The following is a 22,098-nucleotide window of genomic DNA, read 5'->3' on the forward strand; positions in this document are numbered from 1 at the left end:
AGGCTTCCGTGAATCATCTACTTTTTTTGCAAGATTTGATGGACGATATGGAATTTTTTTCTTGATAACAGAACATGTGTTTGGTATAATTTAGAAAAGAGAACATACGTACGTATTTATTAAGCTTAGAGGATTGGATTGGAGGGATCGGATATGAAATTAGGAATGAATGCGGAATATCAATGTATCAGCAGTCGTTTTCAAAGTGAGGCAGATTGCATAGAGGCCATCATCGCGATGAAGTGGCCACATGGCTTCGTCTGCCCGCGTTGTGCTTATACGGAATGTACCTGCCTGTCCTCTCGCCGCCTTCCTTTATTTGAGTGCAGACGATGCGGCTATCAGGCGTCGCCTTTGGTTGGTACAATTTTTGAAAGAACACATCTGCCTTTGGTAAAGTGGTTTCAGGCGATGGAGCTGTTTCTGCTCCCTGACGGCATCTCAGCATTGCGGTTGAGTCAGGTCATTGAAGTGACCTACAAGACCGCCTGGCTCATGCTGCACAAAATCCGTCATACCCTCGGCGAATGTGATGCCCGGGAACTGCTCTCTGGAGACGTGAAGGTCAACTGTGATCAATATGCGTATGATTTGTCGCATTATCATCCGACGGCTCAGCCTTATGCCACCCCGGTTGTCGCCGGGTGCACGGTTACGGAGTTTGGCGAGCCGGAGCGAGTGAAGATTCAATTGATATCGCACACAAGAGGAGACGGACAACGAGCGAACAAGCACGATGTCGCCGCGTTCATCCATAAGCATGTCGATGTCCCTACCTCTACCGTCCAGTCATTTCCTTTGGCATTTCGACTGTATTTGCCTTTGCGCAAAGAAGTCAGAGCGGCGTGGACTTCGCTGAAGCGCACCTATATTGCCCTGGGGCTAACCCATCTGCAAGCGTATTTGAATGAGTACACCGTCCGCCGTCATCTTCGCATGTCCTTTTCCGAGGAAGAAATGTGTCAGAACTTGCTGCAGATGTGCTTGTCTATTCCAGCGATCCCTTACGGCCAGTTAATCAAGCGTCATCAGAAGACATTCCTTGCAACAGCGGCGTAAATAGAAGCGATCAGGGGATAATATGTCTTTATAATCTGTACTTGAACTTCTTATCCTCTTCAATTTAAATTTCACTTTCAATTCTGTGCGGTCTATTACTCTCTTTAACTTCTGTACCTTGTCTTCTTGACTCTTCACTAGGCTAGGGTCATATCAGCTTCAATCTGCTATATTAGTCATACTCCTAGTTCGTATTCCTAGGGCTATCTTAAGTTTTTTTCGATTCAAAAAGAACTTAATTCTCGACTGATTCCAACCAGGCTGATCACCTCAGACAGAGCACTTTTTCGAAACAACGATTTCCCTTACTCTACCGCCTGACTCAAAGGGATAATCTTGAAAGGGAGGGCGACAGTATAGGTATGCCCCGCCTGAGTTTTACAAAAGGCGCACACGGGAAAAACGTGCCGCTGCAAACGCAACCGCACGTCGGTCTTCCATCTGTGTTTATGAATAAAGTAAAGGTCAGGAACGATTTACCGCCAACGGCTCGGCCTTCCGCAACTCGGCATTGAGTGCTGCGGCATCTCGGATCGCTCGAGTGTCTCTGAAGATCTCCCCCGGCCTGCTGGCCTTCCCGATCACATAACCAGCAAACGGTAACCCTACGAAATCAAACGTGTACTGTAGCTGTTGAATGAGCGGCAGCGCTTTGATCCGTGGATTATCACCGCCGACTACGACGGCATAGGCTGTTTTGGACGCCATTCGCTCCTTAAAGTTGAAGCGGACATCACGCAAGCTTTGCGACCAGCGATCGATAAAGTTCTTCATTAAGCCGGATGCTCCGTACCAGTATACCGGTGTGGCAAAGATCAAAATATCGTGCTCCAGCACCTGCAAGATCAGATCGTCGTAATCGTCATCCACCGGATCGAAGCCGCCCTCATCGTGCCGTTGATCGTGGATCGGTTTGATCTCTTTCTCCCGCAGAACGATATTCGTATAGGGTAACCCCTCTAAAACCAGCCGCGTGAGTTCCTCCGTGTTCCCTCCATTCCTTGCACTCCCCTGAATGACAGCAATGCGCATTCCCTGCACTCCCCTCCGAATTCTCAAGCGAAACTTCCCGAAGTTGCGCCTGCTTTACGCCTATTTATTGTTATGCGACAGGCATCTGAAATATATGCAATCTCCATAAGTTTATGGCGTTTTTTCGGGAAATGTGCAAAGGGTTGTCTAGTAATATGTTGGTAGAACGACACCGGGACCCGCCAAATTTCCAGTTGAGGCTGCGATTAGACCTGATCCAGAGCTAGAAGCGGAATGATCGTGATTGATTCGCCAAACCTCGTTCCCGCTGAGGTTTACCGGATAAGCTCGGCCTCCAAATTCCAGTAGCCCTCCCGCATCCAAGCCCCTGCCCCGTCTTCCAGACGAGGGAGCGACCCGACCAAGGTCCAGTTCACAAACCGTCCCCAGCCCGTTATGCGCTGCCGCGATTCCCGGTAGAATGAAAACATGAACAACGGATAACCCAATCGAGGCACTAGAAACTTAGACTCAATGATCCTTATTGACTTAAAAATAAATGAAAGCGAGTGGTTGACCATGAGAAAACTGTATCGTTCGGCAACGGATAAGCAACTGACCGGCCTGTGCGGCGGGATCGCCCAATGGTTTGGGATGGACTCCACGGTTGTGCGGCTGATCGCTATCGTAGCGCTATTCTGCAGCTTTGGCACCATCGTTGCCCTGTACTTAATTGCGAGCCTGATCGTTCCGAAGGAACCGATCGGCAACTACAGCTACGATGACCCGTTTGCTCCGTTTTGATCAGTGAAGGTTCCCAAACTTTATTAACTCTAAAGGAGAGATTTCAATGAGTAGCGTATTTGATCGTATCGCCAATCTAGCTAAAGCATCCATTCATGAAGTGTTAAACAAACTGGAAGATCCGGTCCTGATGACCGGCCAATACTTACGCAACCTGGAGGACGACATCGCCGCCGCGGAGAAATTGTTGAAGGAGCAGCAAATGACTGCGACTGTTCAGGAGAGAAAAAGCGCGGATATCGCCCATCTGGCCAAGCAAAGTGAAATTCGGGCTTTGACCGCCCTGGAGCAAGGCGATGAAGTGACGGCGCGCCATGCCGCTGCGGAGAAAATCCGCTACGAAGAGCAAGCGCAGCTGTACGCGAAGGAGGCGCAGGAAGCCCGAGACCGCGTCGCTGAGCTGGAAATTCGCATTGCAGAAGGGAAAGCGGAGTTCGCCCGCTTGAAGGAGAAACGGAATGAGCTGGCAGCCCGTGCCCGCAAGGTCCAAATCAAAGCCGAGACCGAACGACCGAACTTCAGCCGCGGAATCGAAAGCGGCGCAGCCGCGCGGGGCTTCGAGCGCATGGAAGAGAAAATTCTGAGCTGGGAGGCTCAGCAAGAAGTCTCCTCCAGCTACGGGAGAACGGCCGGCGTCGCGGATGCAGGCACTACCCAGTCCGCCGCCGTCAACGAAGAGCTGGAACGTCTGAAGGAGCAATTGTCGAACCGGCATTCCTGAGCCGTTCATATATAGAAGAACCGCCCGAACAAGATCGGGCGGTTCTTTCATTTAGGCCGGCATCGAGCCGGGATCGGCGGCAAGGTAGCATATCTGCGGATGAACCGTCTTCACCCCGGGACAATACCGAGCAAGAGAGCTTCTTATTTGCCGTCCTTGCCGGCTTTGAACACTTCGCCAATCGCGCCGAGACTTCCCAGCGTTTCGATCGCATTCGACGGGAGAAACACCTTGTTGGCCGGTCCCTTGGCCACTTCCTTCAACGCTTCGAAGGATTGGTACGCCAAGACGGATTCGGTTAAAGCCGCATCGCGCAGCATCTCGATCCGCGCTTTTTCGGCGGCGGCAATCGCTTCGATCGCTTTCGCTTGACCCAGCGCCTCCAGCTCCTGGGCTTGACGGAAGCCTTCGGCTTCGCGAATCCGAGCTTCCTTGTCACCCTCCGCCTTCAGGATCTTACTTTGCTTGTCACCTTCCGCACGCAAGATCATATCCTGCTTGGCAGCTTCGGCCTCAAGCACGATCGCCCGTTTGTTCCGTTCGGCCTTCATTTGCTTATCCATCGCTTCTTGGATATCCACCGGCGGCCGGATGTCCAGCACTTCAACCCGTTCGATCCGCACGCCCCATTTCTCGGTCGCTTCATCGAGCGCCGTCCGGATATCGGTCGAAATCTTCTCCCGACCGGATAACGTTTCGTCCAGCTCCATTTTACCGATGATTTGACGCAGCGTAGCTGTTGTAATGTTCCGTACCCCGTACACAAAATCGGAGATGCCGTACGTTGCTTGTTCCGGACTGACCACCTGATAGAAAATAATCGTATCGATCTGCACCTGTACGTTATCCTTGGTGATTACGGTTTGCGGCGGTACATTCGTCTGTTGAATCCGCAAATCATGATACGTCCGAACCTGGTCGATGATCGGGATCAGGACGTTCAACCCCGGTGTCAGCAAGCGGTTAAATTTACCGAGCCGTTCGACGACACCTACCCGTTGTTGCGGTACAATTTTGACTGTCAGTGAGATAAATACAACAGCAACAACTACAATGACCGCAATAATTGCCCATTCCATTAAGTCAATTCCTCCCATCTTTCTACTTCGATAATTGTACTGCTTCGCGCCAGCACCCGAACCTTCTCATCTCTGCCGATCGGGACGGAGGCTTTCGCGCTCCACGAATCTCCTCCAACTTTCACGATGCCGTATTGACCGGGTTCAATCGGTTCCACAACGACGCCTTGCTTCCCTACCAGTTCGGTACCGATGTCCTTAAACCCTTTTGCCTTGCGAAATTTTCTGGAAAGCGGCTTCGTAAACACCGTCAGGACGATAGCGACCAGACAGCCCAAAGCAACCTGCCAGAAATAAGCTTCGGGGGCCACCCAAGCTACGACTACCGCAACCAACGCGCCGATGCAGAGCCATAGCAGGTAAAAAGTCATCGTCATCATCTCAAGTACCAATAAGATTCCGGCGACGATGAGCCAAATCGCCCACATTTCCATCCCCCTGTTGCACCACCTTTCAGCATTATAGTTATTTATACGGGAAACATACCAAAAAGTATCAAGGAATATTTTGTTTTCTTATCTTTTCGGGACTTTCCTCCTGTTCTGATGCCCTTTTGCAGGATTATCCCTTTCGTTCAGAAATGGGGCAGCATCGAAAACGGAGGATTAGAGGGTCACCTGAACATCTGAACATCTGGACAGGAAATCGCCCCCTGATGCAACGGGATAATCACGAGAAGCGGGCGGCTGACATAAGCATTTCCTCGCAAAAAAATAACCGCCGGGCATACGCCCAGCGGTTTTCGTTTGCATGTATCCGTGCCATACGGCATTAACGGAGATTAAGCAGTTACAGCATCCAAATCTACGTCGCGTTTGAACGTCTCGGTGTCGTTCTCGCCCAGGATCTTACCGGTGATCACGCCAGCAGTGATCGAGTCATTGACGTTCAGCGCCGTCCGGCCCATATCGATCAACGGCTCAACGGAAATCAAGAGGCCTGCCAAAGCAACCGGCAGGTTCATCGTCGACAGGACGATCAGCGAAGCGAACGTAGCCCCGCCGCCAACGCCGGCAACCCCAAACGAACTGATTGTTACAACCAGGATCAGCGTCAGGATGAAGTCCCAGCTCATCGGGTTGATCCCAACGGTCGGCGCGATCATGACGGCCAGCATGGCTGGGTAAATCCCGGCGCAGCCGTTTTGCCCGATCGTTGCACCAAACGAAGCCGACAGGTTGGCGATTCCTTCCGGAACGCCCAGACGTTTCGTTTGCGTCTCCACGTTGAGCGGAATCGTTGCCGCACTGGAACGCGAAGTGAACGCAAATACCAACGTCGGGAACACTTTACGTACATACTGAATCGGATTGTAGCCAAATGCGGCCAACAGAATCAAGTGAATGATAAACATCACGATCAGCGCCACATACGAAGCTCCGACGAACTTAATCAGCTTCAAAATCTCTTCCGCATTAGTCGTAGCAGCAACGTTCGTGATCAACGCCAGAATCCCGTAAGGCGTCAATCGCAGAACCAACGTCACGATCCGCATCACTACAGCGTATACCGCTTCGACCATTTTGCGGAATGTATCCGCTTGTTCGGGCTTTTTCTTATCGAGTCCAAGTACCGCTACCCCGATAAATGCCGAGAAAATAACGACTGCCAAAGTCGAGGTGCTCCGAGCACCGGTCATATCTGCAAACGGATTAGTAGGAATGAAGTCGAGCACTTGCTGCGGAATCGTCTTGCCTTCCACTGTGCCCAGGCGATCTTCAAGGGCCGCACCGCGCGCCTGTTCTCGATCCCCCGCCTCGATTTCAATCGCCTTCAGGTCGAAGCTCAAGCTGGTCACGATGCTGACGCTTGCCGCGATCGCTGTCGTAATCAGCAATACCGCGATGATCAAGGCGCTCATTTTTCCTAAGTTTTGCTTACCTTTCAAATTCATAATGGCCGAAATAATCGAAACCATGATCAGCGGAATAACAACCATCTGCAGCAGCCCGACGTAACCACGCCCCGCCAGGTTAAACCAGTCGGTTGATTTCGCGATAACCTCAGAGCCGGCGCCGTAGGATGCCTGCAGGATTACCCCAAATACAAGCCCGAGCCCCAGTCCGGTAAACACCCGCTTGGTAAAGGATATGTGCTTCTTCTGCATCCAAATCAGAACGCCGATCAACACAAGCATTACGGCTACATTAATAATGATACGCAAGGTATCCATAACCAGATCTCCCCCTGAATATAGTCCATAAATTCGTGTTCGCACCCGGATAGGCAAACGCCCAGATACGATTTACAAATCGTATGATAACACATATACAAGTATTTTGATAGGATTAATTTCGACATGGCTTGTCACGAAATGAAAATGCTTGTCCCGCCTGACTCCGTAAACCTTTGCAGTGCCTCCCCGACATGGTTGATCTCAACGTTTGCACACTGATAACTTTCATAAATGGGATGAATTGGATCGTTTTGGTTCGCTCTGATCTTGAAACTTCATGATTTGGTTAATTAATATCTGTATATTCAGGCGTTTATCCAAATATTTAAGAGATAACTATTGATTTCGCTTGAAATTTCGTATAATTTGCTCATAAATCCCAAAATTCAGCTTTTTATCCTTTGTGCAAACGTTTTAATTTCAGTACAGCTCAGGTATGATAGTGAAATAAAGGCACTTTACGAAAGGGAGATGATCGATGCAAACCCCAAGTCCTCTTCGGCGTTTGAAGCTGCGGCAAAATGGAAGCGCTGTCCCCATGTTCCGTCCGCTCCTGCCTCCCCTGCTCCGGATCCCAGTCCTGCTCTTGATCCTGCTGCCGATGCTGCTGAACGGGTGCACGGATAAACCCAGCAGTAACGGCGCAGCCTCGGAACCCCAAGATTACTCCAATGCAACCACAACCAATTCGAGTCCAAATGATCCTGCAGGCGGGAATCCAGCCGCCTCAGATACAGTGGATACTCAACCCTCTACGGTGTTCTATGAAATTTTCGTCCGTTCCTTTGCGGACTCGAATGGCGACGGCATCGGGGACTTCAAGGGGCTGACCAGCAAGCTCGACTACTTAAATGACGGGAACCCGGATACGGACACCGACCTGGGGATTGGCGGAATCTGGCTGATGCCGATTAATCCTTCGCCAAGCTACCACGGTTATGACGTCACCAACTACAGGGACATTCATCCAGATTACGGGACGATGGACGACTTCCGCACGTTTTTGAATGAGGCCCATAAGCGCGGGATCAAGGTCATTATGGATTTGGTGGTCAACCATACTAGCAAAGAGCATCCATGGTTCACCGAAGCGGCTGCGGATCCAAACAGCCCGTATCGGGATTGGTACGTTTGGGCCGAGGAACAAGGCCGGAAGGTGTCCGGCACCAGTGCCGCCGGAAGCGGCAACCCCTGGCATAACCTGAACGGCAGCCATTACCTTGGCATCTTCTGGGAAGGGATGCCGGATCTCAACCTCGATAATCCGGAAGTGCGGAACGAAATGATCAAGACCGGCCAATTCTGGCTAGAGCAAGGCGTAGATGGGTTTCGCCTGGACGCAGCGAAGCATATCTACGAGGATTTGCTGACCGACAAGAGCCAAGAAACCACGAACAAAAACGTGGCTTGGTGGCAGGAATTCCGCAGCGGGCTCAATGAAGTCAAGCCGGACGCCTACCTCGTTGGCGAGATCTGGGACCCTTCCGCAGCGCTGATCTCCTCCTATTTGGACAGAGCGTTGGATTCCGGGTTTAATTTCAGCCTGGCCGAAACGATCCTCAGCAGCGTCAAGAATGAAAAGGACGCCAATATCCCTTATACGCTGGAGCGAACGCATAAGCTGTACAGCGAAAAATCCGGCGGCAGCTTCGTTGACGCGACGTTCTTGACCAACCATGACCAGAACCGGGTTATGACCCAACTGGAGGGAGATGTGCCGCATGCGAAGATGGCTGCGAGCCTGCTGCTCACGCTTCCCGGCAATCCGTTTATCTATTACGGCGAGGAAATCGGCATGTTTGGGGCGAAGCCCGATGAGCTGATACGTGAGCCTATGCGCTGGACACCGGACGACAGTGAAGGCCAAACGACCTGGGAGCCTGCCGTGAACAATGCCGGCATCCAAGGCCTCAGCGTAAGCGAGCAAACCGGCGATCCCACCTCCCTGCTGTCGCATTATCGCCAGTTAATTCGGATGCGCAACGAAATTCCGGCATTAAAGGACGGCGCGATTCAGGAATATGCAACGGATCAGCCGGGCATTACAGCCTTTGTTCGTTTGACGAAAGACCAAGCGGTACTTGTCGCTCACAACTTGACGGGTCATGAACTCACCGTCTCCTTGGATCCGAACCAAGCCGACGGCAAGAGCTTCACCAAGCTGCTTGCGCAAACGAGTGAAGGCGCAAGCCTCAGCGGAAACACGTTGACGCTGCCTGCGTATTCAACGGTGGTATTAGAGTAGATAAAAGCCCTGCAGCTGAGCCAAAGCTGCAGGGCTTTCTAATGTAACGGACCATATGGACGTTATTTGCCCATTTTGCATCTATTTCAAAATCTAACAATCTAACGGACTCCAATGACGTTATTCGGGCTAAAACTAGCATGTGAAGCAAGCCAAACACCCAATAACGGCCTCTGAGTCCGTTAGTTTTGGAGATACCCGCTAATTCGCGGATATAACGTCATTTCAGTCTGTTAGCGACACGAACAACATGAGCTACATCAGCCATCAGCCACATGAGCAACATCACTAACATCAACCATATGAGAAGCACGAGCGCCACGCGCCAACCAAACGTCCAACTGTTATTGGCTCGTGTTATTGACTTGCCGTACCTTCACCTTGGAATGCGCTGAGCGAGCGCTGCAGCTGTCCTGCCAGATCCTCCAAACGAGCCGACAGATGTACCAGCTCCGCGCTGACTCGGTGTTGCTCTTGAGACATGGAGGCCACCTCTTCGGTGGAGGCGCTGGTTTGCTCAACCACCGAGCTCACTGTGTCCACAAAATCCTGCAGGGTCGCTTGCGATTGCAGCAGCTCCTGAACGGAGGCCGACGAACTCCGGATCTCCGTTATGAATTTCTCCATCTCCCCTTTGACATTCTGGAAGATGCCGGCTGCTTCTTTGACCGCCTCGGTTTGGGCCACAAACAGCGGCGCGATCCCCGTCAGCACCTCCACCGTTTGGCCGATCGCGTCCTGGATTTCCTCGGTAATCGCCGATACAGTTTGGATCGATTCCCCTGAAGCGGCTGCCAGCTCACGAATTTCCCCGGCGATGACCATAAACCCTTTGCCGGCTGCCCCGGCACGGGACGCTTCAATCGAAGCATTTAACGACAAAATGTTCGTTTGCTTGGTCATCTCCACCATCGGGGCAAGGATCGAGCGGATCGACTGAGTGCTTCGGCTGAGCTTCGCCGAATTCTCCTCCAACAGCGCTGTCATCTGCGACACGGCTTCCGTCTTCTCCACCAGCTCCTCCATATGCGCTTCCCCATTGCGGCTGACCTCGATGACACGACCGGCGGATTCGTCCATCGCCGCGTTCAGACGAGCCACTCGGCTCATTTGATCGCCGATCCGCTCCGCTGTCTCGGTGCCCTTGTCCGCCTCCACGGCCAAGCTTTCAGCTCCGGCCGCGATCTCTCCAGTCGCCTGCGCGATCTCGGCGGCGGTCTGCGACGTATCGCGCGACGCCCTCGTTAAATTCTCCGCCGTAGCCAGCAGCTCCACGGCGGATTCATTAGTCCGTTCCACGAGCCGGGAAATTTGCTCGAGCATCCGGTTAAAGCTGTGCCCCAGCCTGCCGATTTCGTCATTTCCTTTAAAGTGCGTACGCACTTGCAAATTCCCGCGCTCGCCTTCCTCCATTAACCGGCACAACTTCTCCAAAGGCCGGCCGACCATGCGCACCAGGAAATAGCCGATCAGAGCGGCAACAACCACAGCGCCCAGGAGCACGACCAACATGACGACGAGCAGCCGGTCCGCTGCACTTAGAAAGTCGCTCTCCGGAGCGTATCCGATAATCCTCCAGTTCACCGTTTTCAACGGTCGGAACACGACCAGTTGCTGAACTCCTTGCTCATCTGCCGCCTGGAACGAGCTTTCTCCCGATTCCGCCTGTTTGGCATCCACTTTAATAACGGATTCCGTCTCCAGAAGAGCCGGATCATTCGCATGGACAATCCGGTTATCCGCAGTAAGCACCCGCACCTGCCCGGTCTTCCCGATCTGCAGGTTGCCTAAAATATCCCCCAGTGCCTGCACCTTAATCTCAAACAACAGGATATACTCCGCCTCTGGGTGATTGATATTCCGCAGCAAGCGGGCCATCGTGACCGTAGGCTCGGTATATGCGTTAAAGAAGCCCCTCTGCAACGCTGGGAACCACACGGGCTCGCCTGTCGCATCCAATACTTTCTTTACCCGGCTTTCCACCGCCTCATCCGTCCGCACCGAGCTGACTCCCGAAGACTTGTACGATTTCACGTCTTCCAGGCCCTTCGAAACAAGACGCACACCCAAGAGGCGTTCATCCGCACTCTTCAAGGCATCCAGCTTCTTGCGGATCCGATCCTCAGCTTGCGTCTTCACAACGGTTCCAACTCCCGGTTGGTTCACCGTCTCCAGATCGCTCCGCAGCGTCTGATCCACGGCCAATTGCCGCGACGTGGCCTCATATTGCTGGAACAAGAAGTCAAGCTTGTCCGCCGCCTGCTCCACCGCCTGAGTGGAGGCGGAAGCCACCTGTTCCCGGATAATCTCCCGAGATGCCCGATAAGAGCTGAACCCTAACACGACGGACAACACGACGACTGCTGCAAATACGACGACAAACATCTTTAGGCCCACGGAATTCCAGTGCCGCCCACCGCGAAGCTTCTTCATTTCCGCATCCCCTTTTGATTTATGTATATATAGGATTCAAGCAAGCCCCCATTATAAAAAAAAGGGTATAACCCCACTTAACTGAGGCTATACCCAGGTGTCGCTCATCTCTTGCTGCATTATCCTTTGCTGGCGCCCGAAGTTAAGCCGTCAACAAGCAGCCGCTGCAGGAACATGAACAAGATCGTGATCGGAAGTGCGATCAGAACCGCCCCTGCGGCAAACAGCGTAAAGTTACTGTTCTGATTACTGCTGACCATATCCCACATCCCGACGGCCAGCGTCCAGTTTTCCTTCGTTCGCAGGACGAGCCGAGCAAAGATGAAGTCAACCCAAGGACCGACAAATTGGGTTAGCGCCATATACGTCAGCATCGGCTTGGACAACGGCAGAATGATGCGCCGGAAGATCAGGAAGTTGCTCGCTCCATCGATCCGTGCCGCTTCATCCAACGATCGAGGAATCGTATCGAGGAAGCCTTTGGCGATAAACGTGCCGCCCAGCGGGGCCCCCGCCGCATATACGATGATCAGAGCCAAATGCGTATCCAGCAGCTGCATCTCCCGCAGCAGCAGATAGATGGCGATCATACTCATGAATCCCGGGAACATCCCCAGCACGAGCAGACCGGAAAGCGCCGTTTTGCGTCCGCGGAACCGGAACCGGGAGAGCGCATAGCTCGTAAGCAGCGTCAGCAGCACGCCCAGAATCATAGAGCAAACCGCAATTTTCAGCGTATTCAGGTACCAGGTGCCAAACAGATAGGTCTGGGATGTAAACAGTTCTTGATAATGTTCAAACGTAAACTTCTCCGGAATCAACGTTTTGCTGTAAAGCGATTTACCCGGCCGCAACGAACCGAAGACGACCCAAAGCACAGGGTAGACGGCGGCAATACACAGCAGGATCAGCACAATGTAGCTGGCGCCCAGACGAATCGCATTTCGGATTTTCCGTCTGCTCATTGGATCATATCCTCCTCTTTAAACGACTTGGTTCTGCGGTAGTTGTAAATCGAGAACGAAGCGATAATGATGAAAATGATGATCCCGATCGCAGAGGCCATGTTGTATTTATTCTGGTTCAACGTCAGCTTATACAGCCACGTCACCAGGAGGTCGGTCGCACCGGCATATTGATAATCGCCCTTCACCGGATCGCCGCCCGTTAGTAGGAAGATGGCGTTAAAGTTGTTGATGTTGCCGGCAAATTGGGTGATCAGCGTAGGTGCCGTCGTGAACAAAATCATCGGCAGCGTAACGATCTTAAATTTCTGGAACCCGGTTGCTCCATCCACTTCCGCTGCCTCGTACAAATCTTTAGGAATCGTCGTCAGTACGCCCAGAATCAGCAGCATGGAGACCGGAATCCCCACCCACATATTCACGACGATAACGGTCACTTTCGCCCAGAACGGGTCGGTTAACCACGGCAACCCGCCAAGTCCGAAATAACCAAGATACTGGTTGATTGGACCAAACTGGCCGTTAAACATATTTCTCATTACAAGCAGCGAAATCAGCTGCGGAATTGCGTAAGGAAGAATTAAGATCGTTCTCCATAACCCTTTGAATCGAATGCCCTTCTGATTAATCAGTAACGCGACAAGCATACCGCCAAAATAAGTCGTTACCGTGGACAAAATCGCCCAGATAATCGTCCAGGTCAATACGCCGTAAAAGGTATGGCTCCAGGTTTTGAGCGCCACCAGGTTTTTAAAGGTCTCGAAGCCAACCCAATCGACCAGCATGGCCGGCGGAATGTGCTTCGGCGCCGAATAGTTGGTGAACGCAAGCAGAATCATGAACAGAATCGGCATTACGGTGAAAAATAAAATCCCGAGGGCGGGAATACTCAAAAATGCAACAGCAAACTTGTAATCCAGTACATAACGTATCGTTTGTTTAAAGTTATTGGGCGTCTTGCCTTTGTCCCGTTCCAGCCCAATGTTGCGGGCATCGCGAACGTTCATAATATATACGATGACAAAAACCGCCACAAACAGCAGCGTAATCAAGCTTTGGATCATGATGAAGATCGAGTGATCCCAGTTGCCGTTCATATTGGCTCCGGTTCTTGGCGTTTCGCCAAGCGTAACGATTCCCCAGAGCGCAAACCCTAAGTTCCGGATCAAATAGATCACGCTAAATGCTTCAAAAAGGACGAACAACAACCCTTTGATATATTGTCGGTTGTAGAGTTGTCCCAGGCCCATGCACAGTATCGACAAAAGCGTCGCCCGATCCCGATGTTGGTGTCGGTCCATTTCCCTTCCTACTCCTCTCCCTTGGGAAATTAAGGATGACCCGCCGCGATCAGCGGCGGGCTCAACCTTCCCTCACTGGGTGACAGTTCGTTCTGCCTTACTCCGTTGCCCCTTGGTTCAAATCCCGAATTTGTGTCACGGCATTTTCCATTGCGGCTTTTGGATCTGCATTGTTGTTCCAGATTTCCGGAAGCGCAGCGTTAACAGGAGCCCAAGCATTAGCCATTTCCGGAATGGAAGGCATCGGCTGGGAGTTCTTCGCTTGCTCAGCAAATACGGATACGAAAGGATCGTTTTTGATTTGATCGGTTTCCAGCGCTTCCAGGTTCGTCGGTACAGCGCCGACTTTTTCATTCAGCAGCAACTGCGCATCCTTCGTAGAAGCGAAATGAGCGAACAGTTTAGCTGCATTCGGGTATTTCGTAAAGGAGTTTACGACCCAAATTTTAATACCGGAGAAGGTGATCGCTGTTTTGCCGTTGATGGAAGGATATAGAGCAAGACCCAGGTTGTCGCCGAGAGCGGCTTTGTATCCTGCCAATTCCCAAGGACCGTTGATGTCCATCGCAACGTCGCCTTCGTTAAACAAGCTGCGTTTGATGTCCGGGTTGATGTCGCCGCTGTTGATCGGCAGAGCTTCCTTCAAGCTTTGGAACACTTTCAAGCTTTCGATTGCGCCATCGTTAGCCAAACCAATATCGTCTGGGTTTGTGCCGTTATCGCCGAACAGGTAACCGCCGGTGCTCGCGATAAACGGATAGTTGAAGTACATGTTGCCGACTTCCCACATGATGCCGTATTTGTTTTTGGATTTGTCGGTAAACGTTTTGCTGAATTCCAGAACGTCTTTAAAGTCTTTAGGTGCTTCTGGAATGAGCGATTTATTGTAGAACAAAGCCATCGTCTCAGCTGCTCTTGGATAACCGTACAGAACGCCGTCATAGGTGGCACCTTGGATAGCAGCTTCCGTGTTGCTCTTCGTCGTTTCTTCGGCGAAGGCATCGTTTGGCAGAATCAAGCCAGAAGTCGCTGCGTTCCCCAAGTGGTCATGAGGGACGATCAGCACGTCGGCTGCCAGACCGGACGGTCCGTCTTGCGTCAGCTTCCCGATTTGGTCGGTTGGCGATACTTCTTCAATTTTTACAGGTACGCCGTATTTTTCAGTGAATTGTTTGGCCATTTCTTCAGTGAATACTTTCTCTTCTTTACTTTCCCAAATGAGGAGCTCAGCGCCCTCTTCCGGAACAATCACATCAGCGGAAGCGTTCTCCCCAGCACCGGTATTCCCCGTATTTTCCGTCTGATTCGCCGGAGCATTCGCACTTCCGTTGTTGCCGCCGTTATTGTTGCCCGATCCGCAAGCAGTGATCGAAACAACCAAGGACAGCGCTGCGATCAAGGTCAATGCCTTTTTGAACTTCATGACTATAACCCCTCCTAATTTTAAAGACGTGACGCGCAAACGTTTTCAGAAAATACCTGAAACTATGACTCCTCCGCAGCATCTTCCCGGGATAGTTTAGTATTTCCCGCCCGAAAGCGCTTTATCCACGCCCCCATGATACATCATGCTCTGAGAGTTGTAAAAACGTTTGCACAAAGGGTGAACACGGGTTAATCATCTACTTTCTCCGTTTTTCTTTTGTTTGCTTCGAAATTCGCATTTTTTGTAATTGCGCAACTTTATTTTGAGACAAGGAAACGTTGCATATTTGCGCAAAATTTTCGTGATTTTCGGGACACTCTCCTATGTCGCCGCTAAGTTTATCCTCAATCATCAGCTTTACAGAAACATGACTTCTTAATCATCTTGTGCAATGGTTTGAACAGTGTTATAATCCGGATCAATGAGAGCAATACTAGCTTTGCCGTTCGGTTACACAATTTGAAGGCACTGTTATCGAAAGGTACATCCTCGGCCCGTTTCTTCGGCTTGGATGTGCTTTTTTTGCTTCCAAAGCAAGTGGATACGGGGGCCTGGCGGACAAAGCTGTCCACAATCCACTAGGAGGGATTCATCATGTTACTTGAAGCGGTCTATCATCGCCCTAAGCTGAACTGGACTTATGCTTACGACCACAAAACGCTTCATCTGCGCTTGCGCGCGAAGAAGAACGATCTCACCGAGGTCTACGCCTTTGTGGGGGACAAATATATGTGGGATCAAAGCAAAGAACTGATTCCGATGACCCTGATGATCAGCGACGAGATGTTCGACTATTGGGAGTGTACCTATCAACCGCCGCTGCGCCGAACGAGATACGGCTTTCTGCTAAAGTCCGGCGACGAGCAAGTCTGGATGACAGAAAGCGAGTTTACGAAAGAGCGCCCTTCCGGTCCTGAGCGACTGTTCGAATTCCCGTTCATCAATCCGGTTGATGTCTTTACGCCGCCGGCCTGGGTGAAGGACGCCATCTTCTATCAAATCTTCCCTGAACGCTTCGCCAATGGCGATCCAAGCAACGATCCAAAAGGCGTACTGCCTTGGGGCGGCAAACCGGAGCGCGACAACTTTTTTGGCGGGGATTTGCAAGGCGTCATCGATCATCTCGATCATTTAAGTGAGCTTGGCATTACCGGGATCTATTTTACTCCGTTGTTTGAAGCGACGACCAACCATAAATACGATACCGCGGACTATATGAAGATTGACCCTCATTTCGGCGACATTGCCACGGTCAAGAAGCTGGTTCAAGCCTGCCATGAGCGCGGAATCAAGGTGCTGTTCGACGCGGTATTTAACCACTCCGGCAAAACCTTCGCTCCTTTCGTTGACGTGATGGAGAAAGGTGAAAAATCCCGCTATAAAGACTGGTTCCATGTGCGCGAGTATCCGCTGCAAGTTAAGGACGGCGTGCCAAGTTACGATACATTTGCTTTCGAGCCGCTGATGCCTAAGCTGAACACGGAAAATCCGGAAGTTAAAGAATACTTGTTGAAAGTAGCGGAGTTCTGGATTAAGGAAGTGGGCATCGACGGCTGGCGGCTGGACGTCGCCAATGAAGTGGATCATGCCTTCTGGCGTGATTTCCGTAAAGTGGTGAAAGCGGCCAACCCGGACGCCTATATCTTGGGCGAAATCTGGCATGAGTCCTCCGCCTGGCTGCAAGGGGACCAATTTGATGCTGTGATGAACTATCCGTTTACCGAAGCCGTGCTGGACTTTGTCGTACGCGGCACATTGGATGCCGAGGGCTTCGCCAATGCGATTGGTAAGCAGCTGGCTCGTTATCCGCTCCAAGCAAGTGAAGTGGCATTTAATCTGCTGGACAGCCATGACACACCGCGCCTGCTCACATTATGCGATGGCAACAAAGCCAAAATGAAGCTGGCCGCCCTGTTCCAATTTACGTACAGTGGAACGCCTTGCATTTACTATGGCGACGAAGTCGGCCTCGACGGCGGACCAGATCCGGATTGCCGTAAATGTATGGAATGGGATCCGAAGCGCCAAGATCACGACTTGTTCGCGTTTTATCAGAAGCTGATCAAGGTTCGCAAGCAGCTGGCTCCACTGCGGACCGGCAGCCTGAAATTCCTGCTCGCCGAGAAAGGCGGCTCGAAGCTCGCTTATGAACGCGTACTGAACGGGGAGAAAGTACTTGTCCTGCTGAACAACTACGATGCCGGACAGACCTTTGCGATCCCTGCGGATGGGAACACGTGGCGCGATGCCTTCAGCGGTCAAACCTACAACACCACAGACGGTAAGCTTGCCGTTAAGCTCCCGGCCTACGGTTATGCCGTTTTAACGCAAGCCTAATGATCAAACAGCTTTTTATACCTGCGGTCGGCCCGAATTCGAGGAGAGAATGGGCCGGCTGCATTCTTTTTTACAGGTAAAACGTTTGCGCAAAAATCACATGAAATCCCTGTATTTGACGCCCATTTTCGAAGAGAACAAAAGCTGAATCCTGCGGTGCTATAAGGGGTTACCCCTAGATTCTCTATTTACTTTCAGAATTCTTTAGATTAATATTACAGTGTAAAGCAAACGGTTCCACAGAGGAGGTTTTTTATGGCTGTCACCATTAAGGATGTTGCCAAAAAGGCCGGCGTATCGCCCTCTACCGTGTCCCGGGTGCTGTCCAATCATCCTAGAATCAGCGAGGAAACCTCGCGTAAAGTAAAGCTCATTATGGACCAGCTTGGCTATCACCCTAACATTATGGCCAAGAGTCTGGTCTCCAAAACGACAAATAGCATTTGTATCCTGCTGCCAAAGTCCGCCGAGGAATTGTTCTCTAACTTCTTCTTCATGGAACTGATCCGCGGCATTGTCACCCAAGCCAGCCGCTTGGGCTACGACGTGCTGATCAGCTCCGGAGCCAATGAGAAAGAGGAAGTCGAAAGTGTATCCAGACTGCTGAACGGCCGCCGGGTGGACGGGGTCATCTTGCTGTATTCCCGGCAGAACGATCCGGTGATTGAGTTTCTCCATCAAGGTGGTCATCCGTTTGTACTCATTGGGCGCAGCGAAGAATATCCCGATATTCTAACGGTGGATAACGATAATATCCAGGCGTCCTACGATGCCACGAAGCATTTGATCGCGTTGGGACACGAACGGATCGGGTTCGTCAGCGGACCGCCGGAGCTCGTCGTTTCCAAAGACCGGTTGAAAGGCTATCAGGATGCGCTGAGAGATGCGGGCTTGGAAAGCCGTCCGGAATGGATTGTCGAAGGTGAGTTTTTGCAGGACAGCGGCTATCGGGCCATGTCGTTCTTCATGAATCTGCCAGACCGTCCGACGGCCTTGGTCATGATTGATGACGTCGTAGCGTTTGGCGTGCTTCGCGGCCTGCACGAGTTGAAGTACAAGGTACCTGAAGACCTATGTCTGGTCAGCTTCAACAACATCCCGTTGTCCGAGCTCTCAACCCCGCCGCTGAGCAGCATGGATATCGGCATTTACAATCTGGGTTACACGGCCTCGCAAGTGCTGATTCAAGCGGTGCAGAACAACAACGACAAGGCCTATCCGAAACGGCAGATCATTCCGCATCGGCTGATGGTTCGCGAGTCGTCGATGTATTCGGTACCCAAGAAGCTTTGAGGCAACAGGCTGCATTAAACATTGGTTACGAAAAAATAAACGGAAGCACATGCTTCCTTTATTTTTCACGCTTTGTTCAAACGTTTGCACTAATATTCAACATAGAGGAGGTTCATTATGAATCCCATTCAAGCTTGTTTATTTGATCTCGACGGCGTGCTCGTGGATACCGCGAAATATCACTACCTCGCCTGGAAACGGCTGGCCGCCGAGCTCGGCTTCGAATTTACCGAACAGGACAATGAGAAGCTGAAGGGCGTCAGCCGCATGGCCTCGCTCGACATCTTGCTTAGCGTAGGCGGTCTTCAACTGGAAGACCACGTCAAGCAAGAGCTAGCTGAACGCAAAAACAACTGGTATGTCGAGTACATCTCCCAAATGGACGCGTCGGAAATTTTGCCGGGAGCGCTGGAGTTCTTGCAGCAATGCCGGGCTAACGGATTGAAGACCGCGCTTGGTTCAGCGAGCAAGAACGCCCCGATCATTTTGCGGAATACCGGGCTGACCCCATATTTTGACGCGATCATCGACGGCACCCGCACCACCAGTGCCAAGCCTGACCCGGAAGTGTTCCTGCTAGGCGCTTCGGAGCTGGGCGTCGCCCCCGAAGCATGCGTCGTGTTCGAGGATGCGGAGGCCGGCATCGAAGCGGCCCGTCGTGCGGGTATGCGCTGCGTTGGCATCGGTTCGCCCGATACGCTGGGGCAAGCGGATCGGGTTGTCTCCTCGCTGGGCGATGTTTCGGTCGCCCTGCTGCAGCAAATCGCCGCGAGTGCGGAATAAGCCCCAAGTGTGAATACCTCTCGTTCTTTTTTTACAGACTAATCTATTTGAAATGACTAAAGGAGCGGTTAATGTGAAACAGTATTTGAAAGTGGATCCCTGGTCCATTCTGGAAGAATCGTTTGATCCGGCGAATCATGAAATTTCGGAAAGTATCTTCAGTATCGGCAACGGTTATATGGGTCAACGTGCGAATTTCGAGGAGCAATACAGCGGCCCTTCTCTGCAAGGCAGCTACATGGCTGGCGTGTATTATCCGGACAAAACCCGGGTGGGCTGGTGGAAGAACGGTTATCCCGAATATTTTGCCAAAGTGCTGAACAGCACGAACTGGATTGGCATTAACGTATTTGTAGACGGCGTCGCGCTGGATTTGGCCGAATGTCAGGTGAAGGATTTCGTTCGAGAGTTGAACATGAAGGAAGGTTACCTCTACCGCCGCTTTACCGCCGTGATGAAGGACGGCAAGGAACTGGCTGTGGAAGCACTGCGATTCGTCAGCATCGTACGTCATGAGATCGGGGCCATCCGTTACGCGGTAACGCCGCTCAACTTCAACGGGGAACTGCGCTTCGCGCCTTATCTCGACGGCGACGTCATGAATAAGGATTCCAACTATGATGAGAAATTCTGGCTTGAGGTGGAAAAATCCGCCGGTACCGACGTCTCCTACTTAACCGTCAAGACGAAGAAGCTCGACTTCCACGTCACCTCGGTGATGGCATTTGATGTGGAGCAAGGTGGAAAACGCCTAGAGCTCACCCCTGCGTTCCACGAGCAAGAGAAGTTTGTCTCCGCCGAAGTCGCGGTACCCGCCGTTTCCGGTGAGACGGTAACGTTGTACAAATATGTTGCGAATGTGACCTCCCGCGATCATGGGCTTGGCGAGTTGGTGAAAGTGGGCACGGCCGCCCTGCACTCCGCGAAAGAGGCCGGCTTCGATACGCTGAAGAAAGAGCAAGCAGAAGCTTGGGCGAAGAAATGGGAAATGAGCGACATCATCATCGAAGGTGACGTGGCGGCGCAGCAGGCGATTCGTTTTAATATTTTTCAATTAAACCAAACCTACAGCGGCGAGGACGACCGACTGAACATCGGGCCTAAGGGCTTCACCGGTGAAAAATACGGCGGCAGCACCTATTGGGATACGGAAGCTTATTGCTTGCCATTCTACCTCAGCACAGCGGAGTCCGATATCGCCCGCAACCTGCTGATTTACCGCTATAAGCATTTGGAAAAGGCCAAAGAGAACGCCCAAAAGCTTGGTTTCACAAAAGGCGCGCTCTACCCGATGGTAACGATGAACGGCGAGGAATGCCACAACGAATGGGAAATCACATTTGAGGAGCTCCATCGGAACGGGGCGATCGCATATGCGATTTATAACTACGTTAACTATACAGGGGATAAAGCCTATCTGGGCGAATACGGCCTGGAAGTCCTCGTTGAAATCTCCCGCTTCTGGGAAGAACGCGTGAACTTCTCGCAAGTGAAGGGCAAATACGTGATGCTTGGCGTCACCGGCCCGAACGAATACGAGAACAACGTCAACAACAACTGGTACACGAACCGGATCGCTGCCTGGACGCTCGAATACACGCTGGAAGTGCTGGAAGAGCTCAAAGCCCAAGATGCTGCGCACTATGCGGCGCTTGTGGAGAAGCTGGGGCTTCAAGAAGCGGAAACGAAGCAATGGCAGCACATCATCGACAATATGTATTATCCGTACGATGAGGAGCGCGGCGTATTCTTGCAGCAGGACGGCTTCCTGGATAAAGAACTGATTCAAGTGAAGGATCTGGATCCGAAGCATCTGCCGCTGAACCAGAACTGGTCTTGGGACCGGATTTTGCGCTCGTGCTTCATTAAGCAAGCGGATGTGTTGCAAGGCTTGTATTTCTTGAGCGACCGGTACGACCTGGATACGAAAAAACGCAACTTCGACTTCTACGAGCCGATGACCGTTCACGAGTCCTCCCTCTCCCCTTGCGTGCATGCGATTCTTGCCTGCGAGCTGGGCTACCAGGAGAAGGCCTACGAGATGTACCTGCGCACCGCGCGCCTGGACCTCGACAACTACAATAACGACACCGAAGACGGCTGCCATATCACCAGTATGGCCGGCACCTGGATGGCGATCGTGCAAGGCTTCGGCGGCCTGCGCGTCCACGAAGACGAGCTGGTGCTGCGCCCGTTCATCCCGTCGCACTGGACCTCGTTCTCGTTTAAGGTGATGTTCCGCGGCGCTCGGCTGAAAGTCAACGCCACTGCCGACAGCATCATCGTCACGAACGAATCCGATACGCCAGCAGCGATCCGCATCTACGACCAAAGCTACACGGTCGATGCGAACAGCCAAGTGCAAGCGAAGCGCCAGTAATCTGCGGCGCTGAGCTGAATTTATTGAACCAACCCCCATGGCTTTGCCGTGGGGGTTGGTTTTTGGGGGCGCCCGGCGTTGCGGGGGCCCCAGGGAATAATAACGGTAATAAGTTCCCTTATTT

17 protein-coding genes are annotated in these 22,098 nt (G+C 51.9%); 8 read left to right on the top strand and 9 right to left on the bottom strand.

What is annotated here, in order from left to right:
- The first annotated feature begins 153 nt into the window (after positions 1-153).
- Positions 154-1,059 (top strand): transposase, encoded by a 906-nt coding sequence (locus C812_RS21605; RefSeq protein ID WP_016313712.1) that lies wholly within the window; start codon positions 154-156, stop codon positions 1,057-1,059.
- Positions 1,060-1,524: 465 nt separating this feature from the next.
- Here the strand turns inward: C812_RS21605 and C812_RS16110 are convergent, their stop codons facing one another.
- The gene (locus C812_RS16110) at positions 1,525-2,091 is read right to left on the bottom strand and encodes a flavodoxin family protein (RefSeq protein WP_016313713.1); all 567 of its coding nucleotides are present in this window, start codon (positions 2,089-2,091) and stop codon (positions 1,525-1,527) included.
- Between the two features lie 275 nt (positions 2,092-2,366).
- Positions 2,367-2,522 (bottom strand): hypothetical protein, encoded by a 156-nt coding sequence (locus C812_RS22355; RefSeq protein WP_157274739.1) that lies wholly within the window; start codon positions 2,520-2,522, stop codon positions 2,367-2,369.
- A gap of 88 nt (positions 2,523-2,610) precedes the next feature.
- Here C812_RS22355 and C812_RS16115 point away from each other — a divergent pair, with 88 nt between their 5' ends.
- Positions 2,611-2,835, top strand: a complete 225-nt coding sequence (locus tag C812_RS16115) for a PspC domain-containing protein (protein ID WP_016313714.1) — start codon at positions 2,611-2,613, stop codon at positions 2,833-2,835.
- A gap of 46 nt (positions 2,836-2,881) precedes the next feature.
- The gene (locus tag C812_RS16120) at positions 2,882-3,556 is read left to right on the top strand and encodes a PspA/IM30 family protein (RefSeq protein WP_016313715.1); all 675 of its coding nucleotides are present in this window, start codon (positions 2,882-2,884) and stop codon (positions 3,554-3,556) included.
- 143 nt (positions 3,557-3,699) lie between these two features.
- On the opposite strand, the gene C812_RS16125 is transcribed toward C812_RS16120, so the two are convergent.
- From C812_RS16125 to C812_RS16135, 3 genes are all read right to left on the bottom strand, one after another.
- Positions 3,700-4,635 (bottom strand): SPFH domain-containing protein, encoded by a 936-nt coding sequence (locus C812_RS16125; protein WP_016313716.1) that lies wholly within the window; start codon positions 4,633-4,635, stop codon positions 3,700-3,702.
- A complete protein-coding gene (locus tag C812_RS16130) occupies positions 4,635-5,069 on the bottom strand; it encodes an NfeD family protein (RefSeq protein ID WP_036625656.1) in 435 nt (144 codons plus the stop codon). The genes C812_RS16125 and C812_RS16130 overlap by 1 nt, the downstream gene beginning before the upstream one ends.
- A 347-nt stretch (positions 5,070-5,416) precedes the next feature.
- Entirely contained in the window at positions 5,417-6,808 is a 1,392-nt protein-coding gene (locus tag C812_RS16135; RefSeq protein ID WP_016313718.1) for an L-cystine transporter, read from the bottom strand.
- Positions 6,809-7,349: 541 nt separating this feature from the next.
- Between C812_RS16135 and C812_RS16140 the strand changes: the two genes are divergently transcribed.
- A complete protein-coding gene (locus C812_RS16140) occupies positions 7,350-9,056 on the top strand; it encodes an alpha-amylase family glycosyl hydrolase (RefSeq protein WP_036625658.1) in 1,707 nt (568 codons plus the stop codon).
- A gap of 357 nt (positions 9,057-9,413) precedes the next feature.
- Here C812_RS16140 and C812_RS16145 read toward each other — a convergent pair whose 3' ends face one another.
- The 4 genes from C812_RS16145 to C812_RS16160 form a co-directional block, all read right to left on the bottom strand.
- Complete coding sequence (locus C812_RS16145) at positions 9,414-11,489, bottom strand: methyl-accepting chemotaxis protein (RefSeq protein ID WP_016313720.1); 2,076 nt, start codon at positions 11,487-11,489, stop codon at positions 9,414-9,416.
- 119 nt (positions 11,490-11,608) lie between these two features.
- Entirely contained in the window at positions 11,609-12,454 is an 846-nt protein-coding gene (locus tag C812_RS16150; protein ID WP_016313721.1) for a sugar ABC transporter permease, read from the bottom strand.
- Positions 12,451-13,755: a carbohydrate ABC transporter permease gene (locus C812_RS16155; RefSeq protein WP_016313722.1), complete on the bottom strand. Its 1,305-nt coding sequence runs from the start codon at positions 13,753-13,755 to the stop codon at positions 12,451-12,453. Before C812_RS16155 ends, C812_RS16150 begins: the two co-directional genes overlap by 4 nt.
- A gap of 97 nt (positions 13,756-13,852) precedes the next feature.
- Complete coding sequence (locus tag C812_RS16160) at positions 13,853-15,178, bottom strand: sugar ABC transporter substrate-binding protein (protein ID WP_016313723.1); 1,326 nt, start codon at positions 15,176-15,178, stop codon at positions 13,853-13,855.
- 597 nt (positions 15,179-15,775) lie between these two features.
- On the opposite strand from C812_RS16160, the gene C812_RS16165 reads away from it, so the two are divergent.
- From C812_RS16165 to C812_RS16180, 4 genes are all read left to right on the top strand, one after another.
- Positions 15,776-17,518, top strand: a complete 1,743-nt coding sequence (locus C812_RS16165) for an alpha-glycosidase (protein ID WP_016313724.1) — start codon at positions 15,776-15,778, stop codon at positions 17,516-17,518.
- Positions 17,519-17,773: 255 nt separating this feature from the next.
- A complete protein-coding gene (locus C812_RS16170; protein ID WP_016313725.1) occupies positions 17,774-18,811 on the top strand; it encodes a LacI family DNA-binding transcriptional regulator in 1,038 nt (345 codons plus the stop codon).
- A gap of 117 nt (positions 18,812-18,928) precedes the next feature.
- A complete protein-coding gene (gene pgmB, locus C812_RS16175) occupies positions 18,929-19,594 on the top strand; it encodes a beta-phosphoglucomutase (protein WP_016313726.1) in 666 nt (221 codons plus the stop codon).
- Between the two features lie 73 nt (positions 19,595-19,667).
- On the top strand, positions 19,668-21,974 hold the full coding sequence (locus C812_RS16180; RefSeq protein WP_016313727.1) for a glycoside hydrolase family 65 protein: 2,307 nt from the start codon (positions 19,668-19,670) through the stop codon (positions 21,972-21,974).
- Positions 21,975-22,098 lie beyond the last annotated feature (124 nt).

The sequence above is a fragment of the Paenibacillus barengoltzii G22 genome (assembly GCF_000403375.2).
Lineage (GTDB): Bacteria > Bacillota > Bacilli > Paenibacillales > Paenibacillaceae > Fontibacillus > Fontibacillus barengoltzii.

Bases quoted from the DNA above. Each gene is read 5' to 3' on its own strand.
- C812_RS21605 (WP_016313712.1), top strand. From the start codon at position 154: ATGAAATTAGGAATGAATGCGGAATATCAATGTATCAGCAGTCGTTTT.
- C812_RS16110 (WP_016313713.1), bottom strand. From the start codon at position 2,091: ATGCGCATTGCTGTCATTCAGGGGAGTGCAAGGAATGGAGGGAACACG.
- C812_RS22355 (WP_157274739.1), bottom strand. From the start codon at position 2,522: ATGTTTTCATTCTACCGGGAATCGCGGCAGCGCATAACGGGCTGGGGA.
- C812_RS16115 (WP_016313714.1), top strand. From the start codon at position 2,611: ATGAGAAAACTGTATCGTTCGGCAACGGATAAGCAACTGACCGGCCTG.
- C812_RS16120 (WP_016313715.1), top strand. From the start codon at position 2,882: ATGAGTAGCGTATTTGATCGTATCGCCAATCTAGCTAAAGCATCCATT.
- C812_RS16125 (WP_016313716.1), bottom strand. From the start codon at position 4,635: ATGGAATGGGCAATTATTGCGGTCATTGTAGTTGTTGCTGTTGTATTT.
- C812_RS16130 (WP_036625656.1), bottom strand. From the start codon at position 5,069: ATGGAAATGTGGGCGATTTGGCTCATCGTCGCCGGAATCTTATTGGTA.
- C812_RS16135 (WP_016313718.1), bottom strand. From the start codon at position 6,808: ATGGATACCTTGCGTATCATTATTAATGTAGCCGTAATGCTTGTGTTG.
- C812_RS16140 (WP_036625658.1), top strand. From the start codon at position 7,350: ATGTTCCGTCCGCTCCTGCCTCCCCTGCTCCGGATCCCAGTCCTGCTC.
- C812_RS16145 (WP_016313720.1), bottom strand. From the start codon at position 11,489: ATGAAGAAGCTTCGCGGTGGGCGGCACTGGAATTCCGTGGGCCTAAAG.
- C812_RS16150 (WP_016313721.1), bottom strand. From the start codon at position 12,454: ATGAGCAGACGGAAAATCCGAAATGCGATTCGTCTGGGCGCCAGCTAC.
- C812_RS16155 (WP_016313722.1), bottom strand. From the start codon at position 13,755: ATGGACCGACACCAACATCGGGATCGGGCGACGCTTTTGTCGATACTG.
- C812_RS16160 (WP_016313723.1), bottom strand. From the start codon at position 15,178: ATGAAGTTCAAAAAGGCATTGACCTTGATCGCAGCGCTGTCCTTGGTT.
- C812_RS16165 (WP_016313724.1), top strand. From the start codon at position 15,776: ATGTTACTTGAAGCGGTCTATCATCGCCCTAAGCTGAACTGGACTTAT.
- C812_RS16170 (WP_016313725.1), top strand. From the start codon at position 17,774: ATGGCTGTCACCATTAAGGATGTTGCCAAAAAGGCCGGCGTATCGCCC.
- pgmB (WP_016313726.1), top strand. From the start codon at position 18,929: ATGAATCCCATTCAAGCTTGTTTATTTGATCTCGACGGCGTGCTCGTG.